This is a genomic window from Hymenobacter sp. BT491 (genome assembly GCF_014349165.1).
In the GTDB taxonomy this organism is placed as follows: Bacteria; Bacteroidota; Bacteroidia; order Cytophagales; family Hymenobacteraceae; genus Hymenobacter; species Hymenobacter jejuensis.
Window position 1 is genome coordinate 32,451 of the sequence record NZ_JACSJJ010000005.1, and the last position, 16,073, is coordinate 48,523.

Annotated in this window: 13 protein-coding genes; 11 read left to right on the forward strand and 2 right to left on the reverse strand. The window is 57.5% G+C overall.

Features of this window, described 5'->3' with window-relative positions; all coding sequences use genetic code 11:
* The first annotated feature begins 64 nt into the window (after window positions 1–64).
* On the forward strand, window positions 65–727 hold the full coding sequence (locus tag H9I52_RS19950; protein WP_187455308.1) for a TIGR02117 family protein: 663 nt from the start codon (window positions 65–67) through the stop codon (window positions 725–727).
* A 74-nt stretch (window positions 728–801) separates the two neighbouring features.
* Here H9I52_RS19950 and H9I52_RS19955 read toward each other — a convergent pair whose 3' ends face one another.
* Window positions 802–1,611, reverse strand: coding sequence for an alpha/beta hydrolase (locus H9I52_RS19955; protein ID WP_187455309.1), 810 nt, complete (start codon window positions 1,609–1,611; stop codon window positions 802–804).
* Window positions 1,612–1,768: 157 nt separating this feature from the next.
* Between H9I52_RS19955 and hisS the strand changes: the two genes are divergently transcribed.
* From hisS to arsB, 10 genes are all read left to right on the forward strand, one after another.
* Window positions 1,769–3,169, forward strand: a complete 1,401-nt coding sequence (hisS, locus tag H9I52_RS19960; protein ID WP_187455310.1) for a histidine--tRNA ligase — start codon at window positions 1,769–1,771, stop codon at window positions 3,167–3,169.
* A gap of 69 nt (window positions 3,170–3,238) precedes the next feature.
* Window positions 3,239–4,735 (forward strand): histidine ammonia-lyase, encoded by a 1,497-nt coding sequence (hutH, locus tag H9I52_RS19965; protein WP_187455311.1) that lies wholly within the window; start codon window positions 3,239–3,241, stop codon window positions 4,733–4,735.
* Window positions 4,736–4,810: 75 nt separating this feature from the next.
* On the forward strand, window positions 4,811–6,736 hold the full coding sequence (locus tag H9I52_RS19970; protein ID WP_187455312.1) for a gliding motility-associated C-terminal domain-containing protein: 1,926 nt from the start codon (window positions 4,811–4,813) through the stop codon (window positions 6,734–6,736).
* A gap of 134 nt (window positions 6,737–6,870) precedes the next feature.
* Window positions 6,871–8,064 carry a M50 family metallopeptidase gene (locus H9I52_RS19975; RefSeq protein ID WP_187455313.1) on the forward strand — a complete coding sequence of 398 codons (1,194 nt, stop codon included), beginning with the start codon at window positions 6,871–6,873 and terminating at the stop codon, window positions 8,062–8,064.
* Window positions 8,065–8,182: 118 nt separating this feature from the next.
* On the forward strand, window positions 8,183–9,352 hold the full coding sequence (locus H9I52_RS19980; protein ID WP_187455314.1) for a hypothetical protein: 1,170 nt from the start codon (window positions 8,183–8,185) through the stop codon (window positions 9,350–9,352).
* 209 nt (window positions 9,353–9,561) lie between these two features.
* Complete coding sequence (locus H9I52_RS19985; protein ID WP_139517574.1) at window positions 9,562–9,912, forward strand: ArsR/SmtB family transcription factor; 351 nt, start codon at window positions 9,562–9,564, stop codon at window positions 9,910–9,912.
* Between the two features lie 32 nt (window positions 9,913–9,944).
* Complete coding sequence (locus H9I52_RS19990) at window positions 9,945–10,505, forward strand: ArsI/CadI family heavy metal resistance metalloenzyme (protein ID WP_187455315.1); 561 nt, start codon at window positions 9,945–9,947, stop codon at window positions 10,503–10,505.
* Window positions 10,506–10,568: 63 nt separating this feature from the next.
* Window positions 10,569–11,342, forward strand: a complete 774-nt coding sequence (locus tag H9I52_RS19995; RefSeq protein WP_187455316.1) for a metallophosphoesterase family protein — start codon at window positions 10,569–10,571, stop codon at window positions 11,340–11,342.
* 21 nt (window positions 11,343–11,363) lie between these two features.
* Window positions 11,364–11,858, forward strand: coding sequence for a GNAT family N-acetyltransferase (locus H9I52_RS20000; protein WP_187455317.1), 495 nt, complete (start codon window positions 11,364–11,366; stop codon window positions 11,856–11,858).
* A gap of 17 nt (window positions 11,859–11,875) precedes the next feature.
* Entirely contained in the window at window positions 11,876–12,988 is a 1,113-nt protein-coding gene (gene arsB / locus H9I52_RS20005) for an ACR3 family arsenite efflux transporter (protein WP_187455318.1), read from the forward strand.
* 77 nt (window positions 12,989–13,065) lie between these two features.
* Here arsB and H9I52_RS20010 read toward each other — a convergent pair whose 3' ends face one another.
* Window positions 13,066–15,828: an MGH1-like glycoside hydrolase domain-containing protein gene (locus tag H9I52_RS20010; RefSeq protein WP_187455319.1), complete on the reverse strand. Its 2,763-nt coding sequence runs from the start codon at window positions 15,826–15,828 to the stop codon at window positions 13,066–13,068.
* Window positions 15,829–16,073 lie beyond the last annotated feature (245 nt).

Here is a 16,073-nt window from a genome sequence, read left to right on the forward strand (position 1 = left end):
TCAAGGGAAGTACTGGTTGCTTCCGATGAACGTAGGTTGGGCGAAACGCCGTATTCAGGGACTTATGCAAGCTGTAGTCGCCTTGCTGGTGTTGCTGCTAACGGGCAGTGTTGTGCCCGTCAACCGTGGTTTTCGGCAAACGCCGGGCGGCATTCCGGTGTACGTAGTGTCGAACGGACTGCACACCGATTTGGTGGTGCCGCTACGGGAGCCGCGCACCCACACCGACTGGCTGGCGCACGTAGCCGACTCTGCGATTAAGCAGCAATTTACTAGCTATCAATATGTTGCTTTTGGCTGGGGCAACGAAGGCTTTTACCTCGATTCGTACGGCGGGCACTTCCCCCGCGTGGGTACTGCGTTGCGTGCCCTGCTGCCTTCCGCCACCCTCATGCACGTAGATTTTTACAGAACGCCCCCGCGTACTGGCGAGCGGGCAGTGGCGTTGCACGTTTCGCCTGCGCAATACCAGCGGCTGGTGCATATCATCGAGCAATCATTTCAGCCTGACAGCGCCGGCCGATTTGTGCTCCGCAACGGGACCGGCTACACAAGCGAAGACTTTTTCTTTCGCGCCCGTGGCCGCTACCATGCCCTGCGCACCTGCAACGACTGGACCAACAGCGCCCTCCGCTGGGCCGGCATTCGGGCGGCCCTGAAGGCTCCTTTCGCTCCGGCCGTGATGTACCAAGTCCGACAAATTCAACAGGACACGGTTGATCGTTAACTGCTAAGGGATGTTCATCTATAAGATATTATAAATCATAAGTTATTGACAATTAAATATTTATGATAGATAACTTATTTCACTAATTCAACAGATATGTGCTGCCTCGTGAGCCATTGCGAAATGTATGCTGCGTCTTCCTGCCAGGTTGGCTGGCCCAATACGAAGTGGTTGCGCCCGGCAAATTCCTTGTAGTCCGTGACCGAGTTACCGTGCTTTTTGTAACGCCGGTAATTGGCATAGTTGAGTGACGCCGGGATAATGTTGTCGGTGCTGCCGGCCACAAACAACAAGGGCACATGCGGCTTGGCAAAATCAACTTTGGCCACTTTCGTCAGCCCGTCCCGCGAGGCCAACTTCGATTCCGACACGACCAACTGCTCGTACGTTTCCTGTTGCACTGCCAGTGGCATGCCGTTGGTGAACGTGTATTGCCAATGCCGGAATGACATCAGATACGTTTTTTTGGTGGAGGTAAACAGCCCCAGCGCGGGCGTAACGCTCCGAATAAACGACCACTTAAGCGTAATAACACCCTGCGGCGGCACCGAGTGAATGGCGACTCCGGCTGCCGCCAAGCCGCGTTGCACGAGCAGCTGCGTCATCAGCCCCCCAAACGAGTGCCCGATCAGGATGGGCTTTTCGGGCAGGCGCCGAATGAGTTCGGTGTGGTAGTCGAGCAGATCAGCCAACCGCACCTGGGCGATGGGCGAGTACGGGTGCTGGCTGCGAAGCTCAGCGGGCGATGCGTCTTTGTGCGGCCATGGTGGCGCGAGGCAGGCGTAGCCTTGGTCTTCAAAAAATGTCTTCCACTCGTCCCAGCAGCTATTGTGCACGAAGGAACCCGTAATAAACACGATGGTTTTGGCGCTAACATTTTCCATATCTATTTCATTATGAGTCAATTACAAAATATATAAAAACCACGATAAATCAAATGTGAAGCAGCCTTGTGTTCAGAAGCACCAACACAGCCAACGGCGTGCTATTCCGGTCGGAGGAGAGTTGTACCTTCGCGCCTGATACCTGCACCTGCATTCGATGAGCATTCAAAAGCCCAGCATCCCCAAAGGCACCCGTGATTTTGGCCCCGCCGTGGTGGCGCGCCGCAACTATATTTTTGGCATCATTCGCCGCACGTTCGAGAAGTTTGGCTTCGCCCCGCTCGAAACGCCCACGCTCGAAAACCTGTCGGTGCTGACCGGCAAATACGGCGAAGAAGGCGACCAGCTGTTATTTAAAGTGCTGAATTCTGGCGACTTCCTAAAGGACGTCGTAGCCGACGACTTGGCAGCCGGCACGAAAAAAGTGCTGCCCAAAATTGCTGAAAAAGGCCTGCGCTACGACCTCACGGTGCCGTTTGCGCGCTACGTGGTCATGAACCGGCACCAGCTTACGTTCCCGTTTAAGCGCTACCAGATTCAGCCCGTATGGCGCGCCGACCGTCCGCAGCGCGGCCGTTACCGCGAGTTCTATCAGTGCGACGCCGACGTGGTAGGCACCGATTCGCTTTTGTGCGAAGCCGAGATCGTGCTGATGATGACGGAAGTGCTAAACGATCTGGGCCTGACAGACTTTACCATCAAAATCAATCACCGCCGCGTGTTAAGCGCTATCTATCAGGCACTTGGCGGCGAAGGCACCGAAATCGATCTGTTCACGGCCATCGACAAGCTTGACAAAATCGGGCGCGAAGGCGTAGAAAAAGAACTGACGGGACGCGGTTTTTCTCAGGATGCCATTGAGAAGCTGTTTGCGCTGCTCAGCGTGGAAGGGCCGTTTACCGAAAAGCTGGAGCGCCTGCTGGCCGGTTTCGTAACGGCCGGCGTGCCCCCCGAAAACGAGCAAGGCTACAAAGGTCTTCAGGATCTGCAACGGGTAGTAGATTTGTTGCAGCAGTCTGGTTATCAGGATTTTGCTCACCTTGATTTTGATGTAACGCTGGCGCGCGGTCTCTCCTACTACACCGGTTGCATTTTCGAGATCAAGATCAACAACGTGAACATGGGCAGCGTGTCGGGCGGCGGGCGCTACGACAATCTGACGGGCGCGTTTGGCTTGCCGGGCGTGTCGGGCGTGGGCTTTTCGTTCGGCGTAGACCGGCTTTATGACTGCCTCGACGAGCTCAACTTGTTTCCGGCGGCAACCCAAACGACTACAATCTGCCTGATCGCCAACTTCGACGCCGAGGCCGAAAGCGCGGCGTTGCCCGTGCTGCGTCAGCTCCGCGAGGCGGGCATCCCGAGCGAGCTGTACCCCGACCACAAAGACAAGCTCAAAAAGCAGTTTCAGTACGCCGACCAGAAAGGCATCCCGTTTCTGCTGCTACAAGGCTCAGAAGAACGCATCCAGAACAAGTTCAAGCTCAAAAACATGCGTACCAGCGCCGAGCAACTGCTCCCGCTAGACGAAGTGCTCACCGCCCTCACCCAAGCGCAGTAAGGCCAGCCCAAAGCGTACCACTTCCACGCGCACCTCTCCCGCACCCACCCCCGACGGCCCACCCTTTCCATGCCCGAAACCTTTTTTCTTAACCCCAACGAGCGACTGGACCTCGCCACCCTGAGCCAACTGCTCACCGACCAAAGCACCGTCAAGCTCGGCGAGGAGGCCAGTCAGCGCATCGAAACCTGCCACCGCTACCTGCGCGAGCGCCTTCAGGAGTCAGATGCCCCGATTTATGGTATCAACACCGGCTTCGGGGCCTTGTGCAACACCAGCATTCCGCCGCAGGAGCGCCAGCAGTTGCAAGTCAACCTGATGATGTCGCACGCCTGTGGCACGGGCGAAGAAGTACCGGGTGAGCTGGTACGGCTCATGCTCTTGCTGAAGGTGCAAAGCCTAAGCTACGGGCACAGTGGCGTGCAACTGGACACGGTGCAGCGTCTGCTGGACTTCTACAACCGCGAGATTTTGCCCGTCGTGTACCAGCAGGGATCGCTGGGGGCCAGCGGCGATCTGGCACCGTTGGCACATTTGTGTTTGCCGCTGTTGGGGCTAGGCGAAGTGAATTTTCAGGGCTACCGGTTGCAGGCCGCCGATGTCATGCACCTCTTCAGTTGGGCGCCGGTGCAGCTCGAAGCCAAGGAAGGACTGGCCTTGCTCAACGGCACGCAGTTCATGCTGGCATACGCGGTGCATTGCCATCTGCGGGCCCAGCGGCTGGCTCAGGCCGCGGATGTAATTGGGGCGTTGTCGCTGGAAGCTTTCGGCGGGCGCCGCGAGCCGTTCGACGCCCGGCTCCACCAAATCCGTCCGCACGCCGGACAAATTACAGTAGCTAAACGGGTTTATAATTTATTACAAACCAGTGATTTACAAGACTCACCTAAAGCTACTGTTCAAGACCCCTATTCTTTCCGCTGCTTGCCGCAAGTACACGGGGCGACCCGCGATGCCTTAGCGTATGTAGCGCAAGTAGTCGAGACGGAATGCAACGCCGTCACCGACAACCCGACCTTGTTCCCAGAGGATGACACAATCCTTTCGGGCGGCAATTTTCATGGGCAGCCCTTGGCTTTGGCCCTCGATTTTCTGGCCATAGCGGTAGCCGAACTGGGCAGCATCTCGGAGCGGCGCACGTATCAGCTCATCAGTGGGCAACGGGGGTTGCCGCCTTTTCTGGTGGCCAAGCCGGGGCTAAATTCGGGTTTCATGATTCCGCAGTATACGGCCGCCAGCATCGTGAGCCAGAACAAACAGCTGTGCACGCCGGCTTCCGTCGATAGCATTGTGAGCAGCAACGGCCAGGAAGACCACGTAAGCATGGGCGCCAACGCGGCCACGAAAGCCCGACACGTAGTGGAGAACGCTGAGCAATTACTTGGTATTGAGCTACTTACCGCTGCCCAAGCGCTGGAGTTCCGGCGCCCTGCCCGCACCTCTCCGCAGTTGGAAGAAGTGCTGGCTGCGTTTCGCACAAAAGTGAGCTTTGTCGATCAGGATCGGATTTTGTACCCCGATTTGCAGGCGGCGGCGGCCTTTGTGCGGAGTTATCCGTGGCCGTAACACAAATCGCGGCGGGCATTGGCATAAGTTTCTATTTTTAAGCCGACAAAAACGGAAGTGCAGCTACGGCACGTTATGAGATTTGTGAAGATGTACCGTCAGTTCGGCCTGCTTTTAGTGGTTTTTTTGTGGTGGGGAACTGCCACGCAAGCGTGGGCGCAGTGCGCTCCGACGCCCAATTCGGGAGCCTGTTTTCGGGCCATTGATGTAGCTACCAAACAAGATGTAGGCACCAACCTATGCGTTGGGCGCCAGGTTCGCTTTGTCGATTGCAGCGGCCGCGCCCTGGATCCGAAGCAGGTATATTATGCCAAAGGGCCTGCCATAGTTTGCGCCTTTACCGATACGGCTACGTTTTACACGCCCACCACTGCTGGCGTCGTAGTCGTGACCCAAAACACCCAGAACCCCTTGTTGCCGGGCACGGGCATCGTGTTTTCGCGCACGTTTCAGGTTCTGACTTCGCCTGAGCCGGCGTTTGACGTCAACACTTGCACCGTGGGCCTCGTGCAGGTCACCGTTACGGATCAGACTTATGATCAGTACTTTGTGCAAATAGGCGGCGGTCCGGCTATTGCGGCCGTGCGCAACCAAACCGTTTCCTACCCTATTCCGTCGGGCGATCGGGAGGTGACCGTGACGGGGCAATACAACGCGGCTACGCTGTGCTCCAACTCCAGCACCAAAGCCTTTACGCCCCTGCCTGCCCCGCGACGACCTACTATTCAGCAGCTTACGATACAGGGCACGAGCATCAATTTTCAGTTTGGAGCCCTCCAGCCCGAATACAAATACGAGTTGCAAGTGGCTCAGGCGTCGGGCTACCGAACGGTAGCACAAGTGCCGAGCACGAGCAATACTTTCACGCTGGCCAACGCCCCGATTCCGGGCTGTTACCGGCTGCTGCTCACGGATGTGTGCCCGTCCGGCAACACCAGCATCACCACGCAGCTGCTGTGCACCATCAGCCTGACTGCGACTTCGGTGAATGGCCGTAACCAGCTGCGCTGGACCTCCGACGGCTTCAACAACAGCTACGAAATTACGCGCAACGGCCAAAGCCTTGCCTTGGTGAGCGGCTCCGATACGCAGTATGAAGATGCCGCCGTCACTTGCGGCACCACTTACACCTACCGCGTGACGGCGGCAGGTTTTGCCACTTCCACTTCCAACGAAGCTTCGGTACAGGCCAGCGCCGGCCCCGCGCCGCCCGCGCCGCGTCTTTTGGCTTCTTTCAACCTCACCAACCAAGTTGAGCTCACCGCAACGCCCGCCGGTAATGCGGCCGGCGGCCAGGTGACCTACTTACGGAATGCTGCCAGCACGACCGAGCTCAAAACCACTTCCGACCGGACGTTGCTCGACACGGAACCCACTCTGGCCGCGCCGCTTTGTTACACAGCGCGGTATCAGGATGCGTGCGGCAGTACGTCGACGGAAAGCCCAGCGGTGTGCCCGGTCATTCTGCAAGCCCAAGCGGCTAACCCAGACGTGTCGGCCGTGAATTTGACGTGGTCTGGTTTCCGCGGCCCCGATGCGGCGCAGCCCGTTTCCTACCGCCTGCTCACCTTGGCCGCCGACAACTCGGTGCTAAGCACGCGCTCGGTACAGGGGACCACTACTCTTGATCAGCAACTACCTGCTAATCAACCTATTGTACGTTATCGCTTGGAAGCCAGCAGCAACGGGATAATCAGCTACTCCAACATTGCCACCGTGCCCCGCCGCATTGCGCTGGCGATGCCTACGGCTTTTACGCCCAACGGCGATGGCCTCAATGATGTGCTGGAAGTGAAAGGCCGCTTTCTGACCAGCTTCCAGTTTATCGTTATCGACCGCAACGGACAAGAGGTCTTTCGCGGCACCAACCCTACCCAAACCTGGGACGGCCGCGTAAACGGGCAACCCCCGGTACCCGGCACCTACGTGTGGCATTTCGAAGCGCTCGACCCGACCGGCAAACCATTTGTGCAGAACGGCACCGTCAATGTTCTGCGCTAAAGTCCTGCCCGCTTCGGGAAGCAAATAGTTTACGATCAGGCACTAAAGCCCCTCCGAACGAGGGGCTTTTCCTTTATCTTTCTTGGCTCAAAATTGTCTTATTCTCTGCTACTGCTTTGGCCTGATTCTACCAGATGGCATCAACTTCTACTCCTTCCAAACGCAACAGGTCGTCGGAAACTAAACGCGCACTGCTTGGTGCGGTGCTGGGTGCGAGCTTTACCTTACTTACAATCGATTGGATTGAAAGCTACATCCGGTACGTGCGGGCATCGCCCTTGGCCGGGTGGCAATACTTTCTGTATCTGGCAGTTGGGTTTTTAACCATGCGCCTGCTGATTACGGCCGTACACGAAGGCGGGCATTTCCTGGCCGCGTACCTGCTGAAGTTTCGGTGCCTGACTTACGTGGTGGCGTGGCTGTACGTCGAGCGCAAAGGGGCGCGGTGGCAGGTGCGCTTGAAGCGCAAGCCCGGCAAAATCATGGGCTATGTGCGCGCCGTTCCGGCTGCGGGCCCGCATCTGCAGCGCGGCCTGGCCATCTACTTTTTGGGAGGCATCTTGGCCAATATTGTTACGGGCAGCGCGGCGCTGCTGGCAGGAAAGGCCCTTGCCGATAGCCAGATCTTTGCAGCCTCTCCCGCACTGGCTTTTGTACTTGTGCAGGCGCTATACCTGTTTGGCGGCTTGTCCATCTTTATCGGACTTGCCAACCTGATTCCGTTCACTACGCCTACCAAACACACTTCCGACGGCGGCTATGTGTTGCGGCTTTTGCGGGGTGGCGCCTCGTTGCAGCGGCAGTTGGCCCTGTATACGCTCTCCAGCGTTTCGCACGCCGGTACACGCCCCCGAAACTGGGATGCCGAGGTAGTAAAGCAACTGTTGACCGCCCCGGACGGCTCCAGCTTCGACTGCACATCGCATTTTTATACTTACTTATATCATCTTGACAATCAAGATTTTACCCAGGCGGAATTTCATTTGGGAAAAGCCCTCGGCCTGCTGCCTCTTACTACGGCAGAGGTGCAGCAACAGCTTTGCTGCGAGGCCACTTACTTCGCAGCCACCCACACCCACGACGTAGCACAAGCCGAACTCTGGCTGGCCAAAGCACAGCAGATCAAACCCTTCGAAGCAGAAGAAGGGCTTTTGGCACAAGCAACGGTGGCCGGAGCTACGGGCAACGATGCAGCAGCCCGCAAATGGCTGGCGGCGCTCTCAGGCCAGCTGGCCGACATCAACGACTTGGCCAGCCAGCTGCTACTAAGTGAAAGAATTGCTACTCAACAACTTGAGCTCAACCGGCGGGCGGTGTTACAAGCCTGACAACTGCCCGCTCGATTGAAGAGCAGTGGTTTCGGCTGCGCTGGGAGCTTTACTTTTCGGTTGGGTGTTCATAGGCCACAAACCTGGTTTCGGACAGGATGGCTGAATACCTAACTAAATGATTAGCAATATTTTATCTACTACCCACTATTTATTGCGGCTACGGGCTACGGCGGGCTTCCTCGTGAAACTGCGCCTGTGGTGGCTGGCTTCGCTGGTGCCGGGTGCACTTTTGTTGACCGGTAGTCAAACGGCTGTCAAGGTTAGCCCCATCGTTTTAAAGCCTGATCCGCAGCCTTTTACGCCGCAAGAGTTTTTCATCAGCGATGTGGTGGACGAGCGCGCCAACCGGGCCGCAGTGGCCTTCCTATTGGTGGCGCCAACCGGGGCGGCCCTGCCTACCACACCCCAACCCGTTGACTTACAGGGTGGTGGACCGGCTGCCATTCGTCAATTTGTGCAGCAAAGCCTGAAGCGAAATGCGGCGCTGCGACCCGTGACCATGCGCATCAAAGAATGTCAGGTAACGGAAACGCCCGCCACGAAAGGCTATGTGGAAGGCCGCGTAGCCCTGACATTGGCCTTCGACTGGAGACGCGATGGCAAAACCATTCACCTCACCGATTATCGGGGGGCGGCGCGCTACATTCGGCCGGTTGGTGAGCTTGCAGTGGTGGGACCTACGCTTCGGCAGACGTTAGTAGAATCACTTAAGTACCTGAATACCTGGATGAACAACCAGGCGCAATTCAACGAAAAGCTGGCGCGCGGCATCCGGATTTCGTTTACCGACTACACCCAAAACACCGAGGACGACACGCTCTTTTACACGCCCCAACGCCCGCTCACTTGGGACGATTTTCGGGCGACCCCGCGCGTTGGGCCGTACGCGGCGTCGGTGTTTCCGAGTTTTGCCTACACCGGACGCACCAAAATCAACAACGGCGTTATTCAGGTCAATCTGACGCTGAAGGCCTTTGTGGTGCGCAGTTCTTCGTGGGTAAAAGCCAGCGCCAAAGACGCGTACAGCCTCAACCACGAGCAGCGCCATTTCGACTTGGTAAAGCTGGTGGCCGAACACTTCAAGCAGCACGTCCAGACCGACAGTCTGACCATTGAAGACTACAACAGCATCATTCCCTACCAATACATTCGGGCGTTTCAAGAGATGAACCGCGTGCAGGAACAGTACGACAACGAAACCAGCCACGGCCTGAACCAAGCCGTGCAAGAGAGCTGGAACCAACGAATCGAAGCGGAACTACAAGGATTTTCGGTGAAAAAGTAGGCCTCCCTTACCCTTCTTAAATCCTAGAATTTATTAACCTGTCACTTTATGACTATAGATTTAATTCATTGATTATCAAGTTATTATAACAATACTTTTCGATTTCAGAAAATTATAAATTTCAGTAAGCAGAAAAAAATATATATCTCTTTGTCGTATACATACATCATATTATGTCGTATATTTACGACATACTTCACAGTTGCTTTATGACGTACGCCAAAACCACTGCCTTCACTGAGGAGCAACAACAGCTGGCACGTGTGGCCAAGGCGCTGGCACACCCGGCGCGAGTGGCCATTATTCAACTCTTGGCCTCCAAAAGAAGCTGCATCTCCGGCGACATTGCGGCGGAACTGCCCTTGAGCCGCACCACGGTTTCGCAGCATTTGCAGGAGTTGAAATCCCTGGACCTCATCCGGGGGGATATCGACGGCCTGACGGTTTGCTACTGCCTCAACACGGCGCTGCTACAACAAGTGTATCAGCAGTTTACTGCCTTTTTTGTGGAGGCTACTGCCTCCTCCGCCTGCGGGCCGGACGACGCCTGCGCTTGTTAGTTTCCTTTCCCACCTCCTCTTTTCTGCTCATCATGGACAATGCTGTATTTCCCCGGATGCACGTCTCGTTGTACGTGTCCGACCTAACTGCGACAGTTAACTTTTACACGGCTTTCTTTGGGCAACCCGCCGCCAAAATCCGCCGCGGCTACGCCAAGTACGTGCTCGACAAGCCCTCGCTGATTATCTCCTTCGTGGAAAATCCGGGGCGCGTGGCCAGCAACTTCGGGCACTTGGGTTTTCAGGTAGAAACGGTAGAAGAGCTAAACCAGCGCCTGGACGTGGCCCGTGCAGCCGGCCTAGTGCAGCGCGAGGAAGTGGGCACTAGCTGCTGCTACGCCAAGCAGGACAAGTTTTGGGTAAACGACCCCGATGGCGTGGAATGGGAAGTGTACTACTTTCATGAAGATGCCGAGTTCAACGACCCGCGCTACGAGGCCGAATACGCCCAAGCCAGCAACCAATGCTGCATTGCGCCGGCCGCACAAGCCGTACCTGCTGAGGCCCTGACCACCGCGCCCATGGCGTTTACCCTGGTCGATACCGGCGCGGAGTGCGGCCCGAGCTGCTCGCCCGGTGGCGTATGCTGCTAAGGATAAGCTTGTTAGGCGCACTCTGGGCGCGACGCTTACCTTGCACCCAACATCTTGGTTATCATGACGATAGCTTTCTTTTCTGATGTACACGGCAACTTGCCGGCTTTGGAAGCCGTGTTGGCCGATATCGACCAGCGGCGGCCCGATATGGTCTTTTGTCTGGGCGACTTGGTGGGGTACGCACCGTGGCCCAACGAGGTAATCAACGAAATCCGGCGGCGCGGCATCCCGACCTTGGCCGGCAACTACGACCAAGGCATCGGCCTCAACAGCTCGGAGTGCGGCTGTGCCTACAAAACGGATGCGGAGAAAGCCCTTGGCGCCCAGAGCATTGCCTTCACCAACTACGCAGTAGGCACCGACGAGCGCCGCTACCTTCGCTTCCTGCCGAAACACTTGCGCGTGGAGTTTCAGGAAGAACCCACGACGATCAGCTTGCTCATGGTACACGGTTCGCCGCGCAGAATCAACGAGTATCTGTTTGAAGACCGTCCGGAGCAGAGTTTTCGGCGGATTCTGGATGAAGCTAACGCGGACATTCTGCTGTTTGGCCACACCCACAAGCCGTATCACCGCACCTTCGCCTACGAATACGAAGGCCAGCTCCGCCACCGCCACGCGCTCAACATCGGCTCGGTGGGGAAGCCCAAAGACGGCGACCCGCGCGCGGCCTACCAGCTGCTTCACTTCGACTCGACCACCTCGCTCACCGAGCCGGAGCGCCTCCGTTCGGAACTGATCCGCGTTGCTTACGACGTGGAGAAAGCAGCGCGAGCCGTCGAGGCCTCGCCCCTGCCCAATGCCTACGCCGACATGTTGCGGCATGCTTACTAAGTATTTATATACCTGATACTTATGACCATCGAACCTCTGCTCGAAGCTCACTGGCCCGCGGTGCGCGCCATCTACGAAGCCGGCATGGCTACCGGCAACGCCACGTTTGAAACGCAGGCCCCCGCTTGGGAAGCCTGGGACAAAGCTCACCTGGCCCACAGTCGGCTCGTGGCGCTTTCCGACGATGGCACGGTGCTGGGCTGGGCCGCGCTGAGCCCCGTTTCGGGCCGTTGCGTGTACGGCGGCGTGGCCGAAATCAGCATATACATTGCGCCCGAAGCGCGGGGCCAGGGCGTCGGGCGGCAGCTGTTGCAGGCGCTGATTGCCGAATCGGAAGCCAACGGCATCTGGACGTTGCAGGCCGGCACTTTCGAGGAAAATACGGCCAGCATCGGCCTGCACACCCAGGCCGGCTTCCGGATTATTGGCTACCGCGAGCGGATTGGCCAGCACCACGGCGTGTGGCGCAACACCGTGCAAATGGAGCGGCGCAGCCCCACTGTCGGGACGGCCTAATTTCTTTCTACTCTTTCATGACGACATATTCTCAAGCCGCTGCCGCGAGCGCGCCGCCCGTGGCGGCAGTAGCGCAAAAAAAGCTCTCCGGCCTCGATCGGGGCCTCACGCTCTGGATTTTCTTGGCCATGGTGGCGGGCGTGGCGCTGGGGTATTTCGTGCCGGGCATCGAAAAAGCCGTTGATTTCTTCTCCGTGGGCACGGTGAACGTTCCCATTGCCGCGGGCCTCATTTTGATGATGTACCCGCCCCTGGCGAAAGTAAAATACGAGCAGCTGGGCCGCATTTTTCGCAACGCGCGCATCATTGGCCTTTCGTTGGTGCTCAACTGGGTAGTGGGTCCGGTGCTGATGTTTGTGCTGGCCATCTGGCTGCTCCCCGACCGGCCCGACTACATGATGGGCCTGATCCTGATTGGCATTGCGCGCTGCATTGCTATGGTCTTGGTTTGGAATGACTTAGCCGATGGCGACCGCGAATACGCAGCGGGACTGGTGGCACTGAATTCGGTGTTTCAGGTGCTGTTTTATAGCGTGTTGGCGTGGCTATTTATCACGGTGCTGCCGCCCTATTTTGGGCTACGCGGGTACACGGTTACGGTCGGCATTGGCGCCATCGCGCAGAGTGTGCTGACGTATCTGGGCATTCCGTTCGCGGCGGGCTTTCTGTCGCGCTACTTCCTGCGGCGGCTGAAGGGCAACGACTGGTATGAGCGCGTTTTCCTGCCCGCGATCAGCCCCATCACCCTGCTGGCGTTGCTCTTTACCATCGTGGTTATGTTCAGCCTCAAGGGCCGGCTCATCGTGCAAATTCCGCTTGATGTGCTGCGCATTGCCCTGCCGCTGTGTTTGTATTTCGGCATCATGTTCCTGCTCAGCTTTGCGGCGGGCAAGTGGCTGGGAGCTGGCTACGCCGAGAACACTTCGATTGCGTTTACCGCTACCGGCAACAATTTCGAGCTGGCCATTGCCGTGGCCATCGGGGTATTTGGCCTCAACTCCGGGCAAGCGTTTGCCGGGGTAGTTGGTCCGCTCATCGAAGTGCCCGCGCTCATTGCCTTGGTGAACGTTGCCTTCTGGCTGCGGCGCCGCTGGTATGAGCGACCGGTGAAACCAGCTAACCAAGTCTGAGCGATTTTTGGATTTTGCTAATCGCCTTATTTATAAGTTGTTGATTATCAAAACTTATAAATAAGGCGATTTTGTTTCTACTGCACCTTGGTCAGGCGCAGGTAGTCGAGCATGGCTTGATTGACGGTGCCGTTCATGTTTTCGTTGGCGGGCTCGAAGGCTAGTGTTAACGGGTGCGTGCCTTTGGTCAGGCGCACCAGCACCGGATTGCTATATCCCCAGTTCGACCACTCGGCCACGCCGCGCTGCGGCAACACAATGGTACCCAACACGTTATAGCCCATTTTCAGGGTTCGGATGGCGCATTGGTTGTTTGTGTTGGTGGGGCCGTTGCCGTTGGCATAGCGAAAATCCACTGCGTACAGGCCGGTTTCGGGCACTGTGACGGGCACCGTCACGGCCGTGTTTTTGGCCTTGCTGATTTCTACGAAGCCCTTGCCCGTGAAACCTTTGTAAGGCATAGCTGCCTTGGGCGCGACCGTTTCGAGCTGATACTGGCGGCTGAGCGCTTCGCTGCCCACGGCCAACGGCTCGCTGGCAAAGGATTCAAGTCCGTTGCCAGCCACCGCAATCACTTGGTATTCAGCGTATTCTTTGGCAGGCTGCACCGGCAGGCTGGTGGCGGCAACGGAAGTCAGCGGCTGGCCGTTTTTTAGCACTTTATACGTCTTCACGTCAGCCTGTTGCGCCCAGCTCAACTGGCTGTTGGCGTAGGTAACGGTAGGCGTTTCGGGCGAAAACAGGTTCGCCACGCGGTTTACGGCGGCAGCACCGGAAGCAGCTTCACTGCGCAACACAATGCGCACGGCGTGGCGACCGGTCAGGGTGGCCGGTATGGCGGCATCGGGCAAGGGCTGCCCGTCGAGGGTGATCGAGCTGATACCGTGGCCAAAGCCCTGCATATCAATATCTAACACCGCGTGGCGGTAGTGGAAGCCCGTCAGTTTGCGCGCGCCCTGCAAAGCCTTGGGTACGAATGGCTTGAATACCAAGCGATTGTCCTCCCACTCCATGCCAAACAGCACTTTATACACCAGTCCCAGGCTGCCCGACAGGCTCCAGAGCATGTTGCTGGAGTTGATCTGGGTGCCGGCAAAGTCGCCGTTTTCGGCCACAAAGTTTTCCTTGTTGGTCAGGAACAGCGCCGCCGGCCGATAAACGGCCGCGATGCTTTCCAGCACCGCTTCTTCGTTGCCGGCTTTGGCGGCGGCCATGGCCCAAAAGCTCTGCACAAAGGGCCACACGGCGTTGTTGTGGTAAGGCGGAATGCCCGGAATCTGGGGGTAAATGCAGGAGATGCCGTACGCCGTGGTGGGCGTGCGCTGCACCACCGTTTGGGCCTGCTCGCCCCCGGCCACACCGAACAGCACGCTCAGCGCTTCGCCCAAAGCTTCGGCCCGCGGCGAGAGCACCAGGAATTTACGGCCGTAGAGAAACTGCCCGTAATAGCCTTTATCGGCCTGCCACAGGTGGTCGTTGATGCCTTTTTTGATCTGCGCAGCGGCTTGTTGGTGCTTACTAGCAACTGCTTGCTGACCAAGTTGTTGCGCCATTTGGGCCAGCACCACATTGGCTTGGTAATGCACGGCGTTGGTGCCCAGGTTTTCCGACTGATAAATATCGACCGGCTGCATCCAGCGCGGGTAGGTTTGCTCGCGCCAGTCCAGAAACGACGATTCGCCCCGCACCAACCCCGTGGCGGGGTCGTAGGCGTTCAGCATGTCGTCCTCAATCGACTTTTTGATAATTGGGTACACCTTCTTCAGCCACGCGTTGTCGCCCGTGACTTTGTAGATTTCCCAGGCCGCTGTAGCCCAGATCATGCGGTCGGTGGAGCACGGGTAGGCGCCGCCCGTGCCCGTATCCTGAATGATGCGCCCGTCCGCCGACACCTTGCGCAACAGGCTGTTCATGGCCACGCGAGGTTGCAACGTGGCCTGCGCTAGGATGATGGAGTAGCTGATGTCGCGCGTCCAAACGCCGGCCCACTCCTTGCCCGTGCGAAACGTGCTGTCGGGCTCCACGGCACGGCGGACTTCTTCCAAGGCTAGGTTATAAAGCGCGTCGGAAATCGGATAGTCGGAAGTATACTGCGGAAAATCAGCGGTATTGATCGACTGCTGCCATTGGCCGGCGGTGGTTTTCGCTTCGGCCGGCACGTTGAGCGTGAGCAGCACTTCGTAAATGCCATCGCCGTCGGGGTCTTTCAGTTCCAGCTCGGGCTTGTTCACGAGGTTGTCGAAATCCCAACTCAGCGGGGCCGCCGAGCCGGCCACCAACACTTTCTTGAAATCCTGCTGGTAGATTTTGTCGCCTTTGTAGGTCGTGAAGTAGCCTTGCTTTTTGAACGCAGCCAGAACCGGGCGCATGTCAACCCGGATCTTGAGCTTCGTATTCGGGGCCAAATACGTGTTGGCCGGCACGGGCGTGGCATCGACGTAGCGCTTGCCAAAGGTGAGCAGCGGCGTTTCCAGTACGTCGCCGCCCCCGGCTTTCGGCAAGGCTACGAACATATGATCTTGGCCGGGCGCCAGCTCATTGTCTTTGCCGTTGAGGCTAAACTTAAAGCTGATCTGCGGGTTCTGAAACGCGTTGGCCGGGCTGTGGTAGTTGGAGGTCAGTTGCGTGCGCGAAATCGCCCGCGCCACATACGGCCCCTGCACCACGCTGTCGCGGTAGAGCGCGTATTGCTCTGATTTCCAGATAAGTGGAGTAGTAGTAGACATGGCACCCGAAGTGGTTGGCGCGGCGGCGTCAGGCGTTGCGGTTTTTGGCGTTTGGCAGGCGTTCAGCACGGATTGCGCCAGCAGTAGGCCGATGAAAAGGGTCGCGTATTTCATGGTGCGGGTGGGTTGCTGGGGAAGCTAGGCCAAATCGTTTGGGGCTTATACGCAAAGCGGTTCTGCGGTGCTCTCTAGCGTCGGCCTTTAACTCATGGCCGGCAACCTCGGGAACCTCTGCTGTCATGCCGCGCAGCAAATAAAAGTATTTGACTTACTACGCCTTGAATATCTGTATATTACTATGTAATTCTCCACTCACCCCTCCCAGCTAGTGCGTTGCTAGTCAACATTTTGGCACTGCT

Coding starts and splice junctions, on each gene's coding strand:
- H9I52_RS19950 (WP_187455308.1), top strand. CDS start 65: ATGCAAGCTGTAGTCGCCTTGCTGGTGTTGCTGCTAACGGGCAGTGTT.
- H9I52_RS19955 (WP_187455309.1), bottom strand. CDS start 1,611: ATGGAAAATGTTAGCGCCAAAACCATCGTGTTTATTACGGGTTCCTTC.
- hisS (WP_187455310.1), top strand. CDS start 1,769: ATGAGCATTCAAAAGCCCAGCATCCCCAAAGGCACCCGTGATTTTGGC.
- hutH (WP_187455311.1), top strand. CDS start 3,239: ATGCCCGAAACCTTTTTTCTTAACCCCAACGAGCGACTGGACCTCGCC.
- H9I52_RS19970 (WP_187455312.1), top strand. CDS start 4,811: ATGAGATTTGTGAAGATGTACCGTCAGTTCGGCCTGCTTTTAGTGGTT.
- H9I52_RS19975 (WP_187455313.1), top strand. CDS start 6,871: ATGGCATCAACTTCTACTCCTTCCAAACGCAACAGGTCGTCGGAAACT.
- H9I52_RS19980 (WP_187455314.1), top strand. CDS start 8,183: ATGATTAGCAATATTTTATCTACTACCCACTATTTATTGCGGCTACGG.
- H9I52_RS19985 (WP_139517574.1), top strand. CDS start 9,562: ATGACGTACGCCAAAACCACTGCCTTCACTGAGGAGCAACAACAGCTG.
- H9I52_RS19990 (WP_187455315.1), top strand. CDS start 9,945: ATGGACAATGCTGTATTTCCCCGGATGCACGTCTCGTTGTACGTGTCC.
- H9I52_RS19995 (WP_187455316.1), top strand. CDS start 10,569: ATGACGATAGCTTTCTTTTCTGATGTACACGGCAACTTGCCGGCTTTG.
- H9I52_RS20000 (WP_187455317.1), top strand. CDS start 11,364: ATGACCATCGAACCTCTGCTCGAAGCTCACTGGCCCGCGGTGCGCGCC.
- arsB (WP_187455318.1), top strand. CDS start 11,876: ATGACGACATATTCTCAAGCCGCTGCCGCGAGCGCGCCGCCCGTGGCG.
- H9I52_RS20010 (WP_187455319.1), bottom strand. CDS start 15,828: ATGAAATACGCGACCCTTTTCATCGGCCTACTGCTGGCGCAATCCGTG.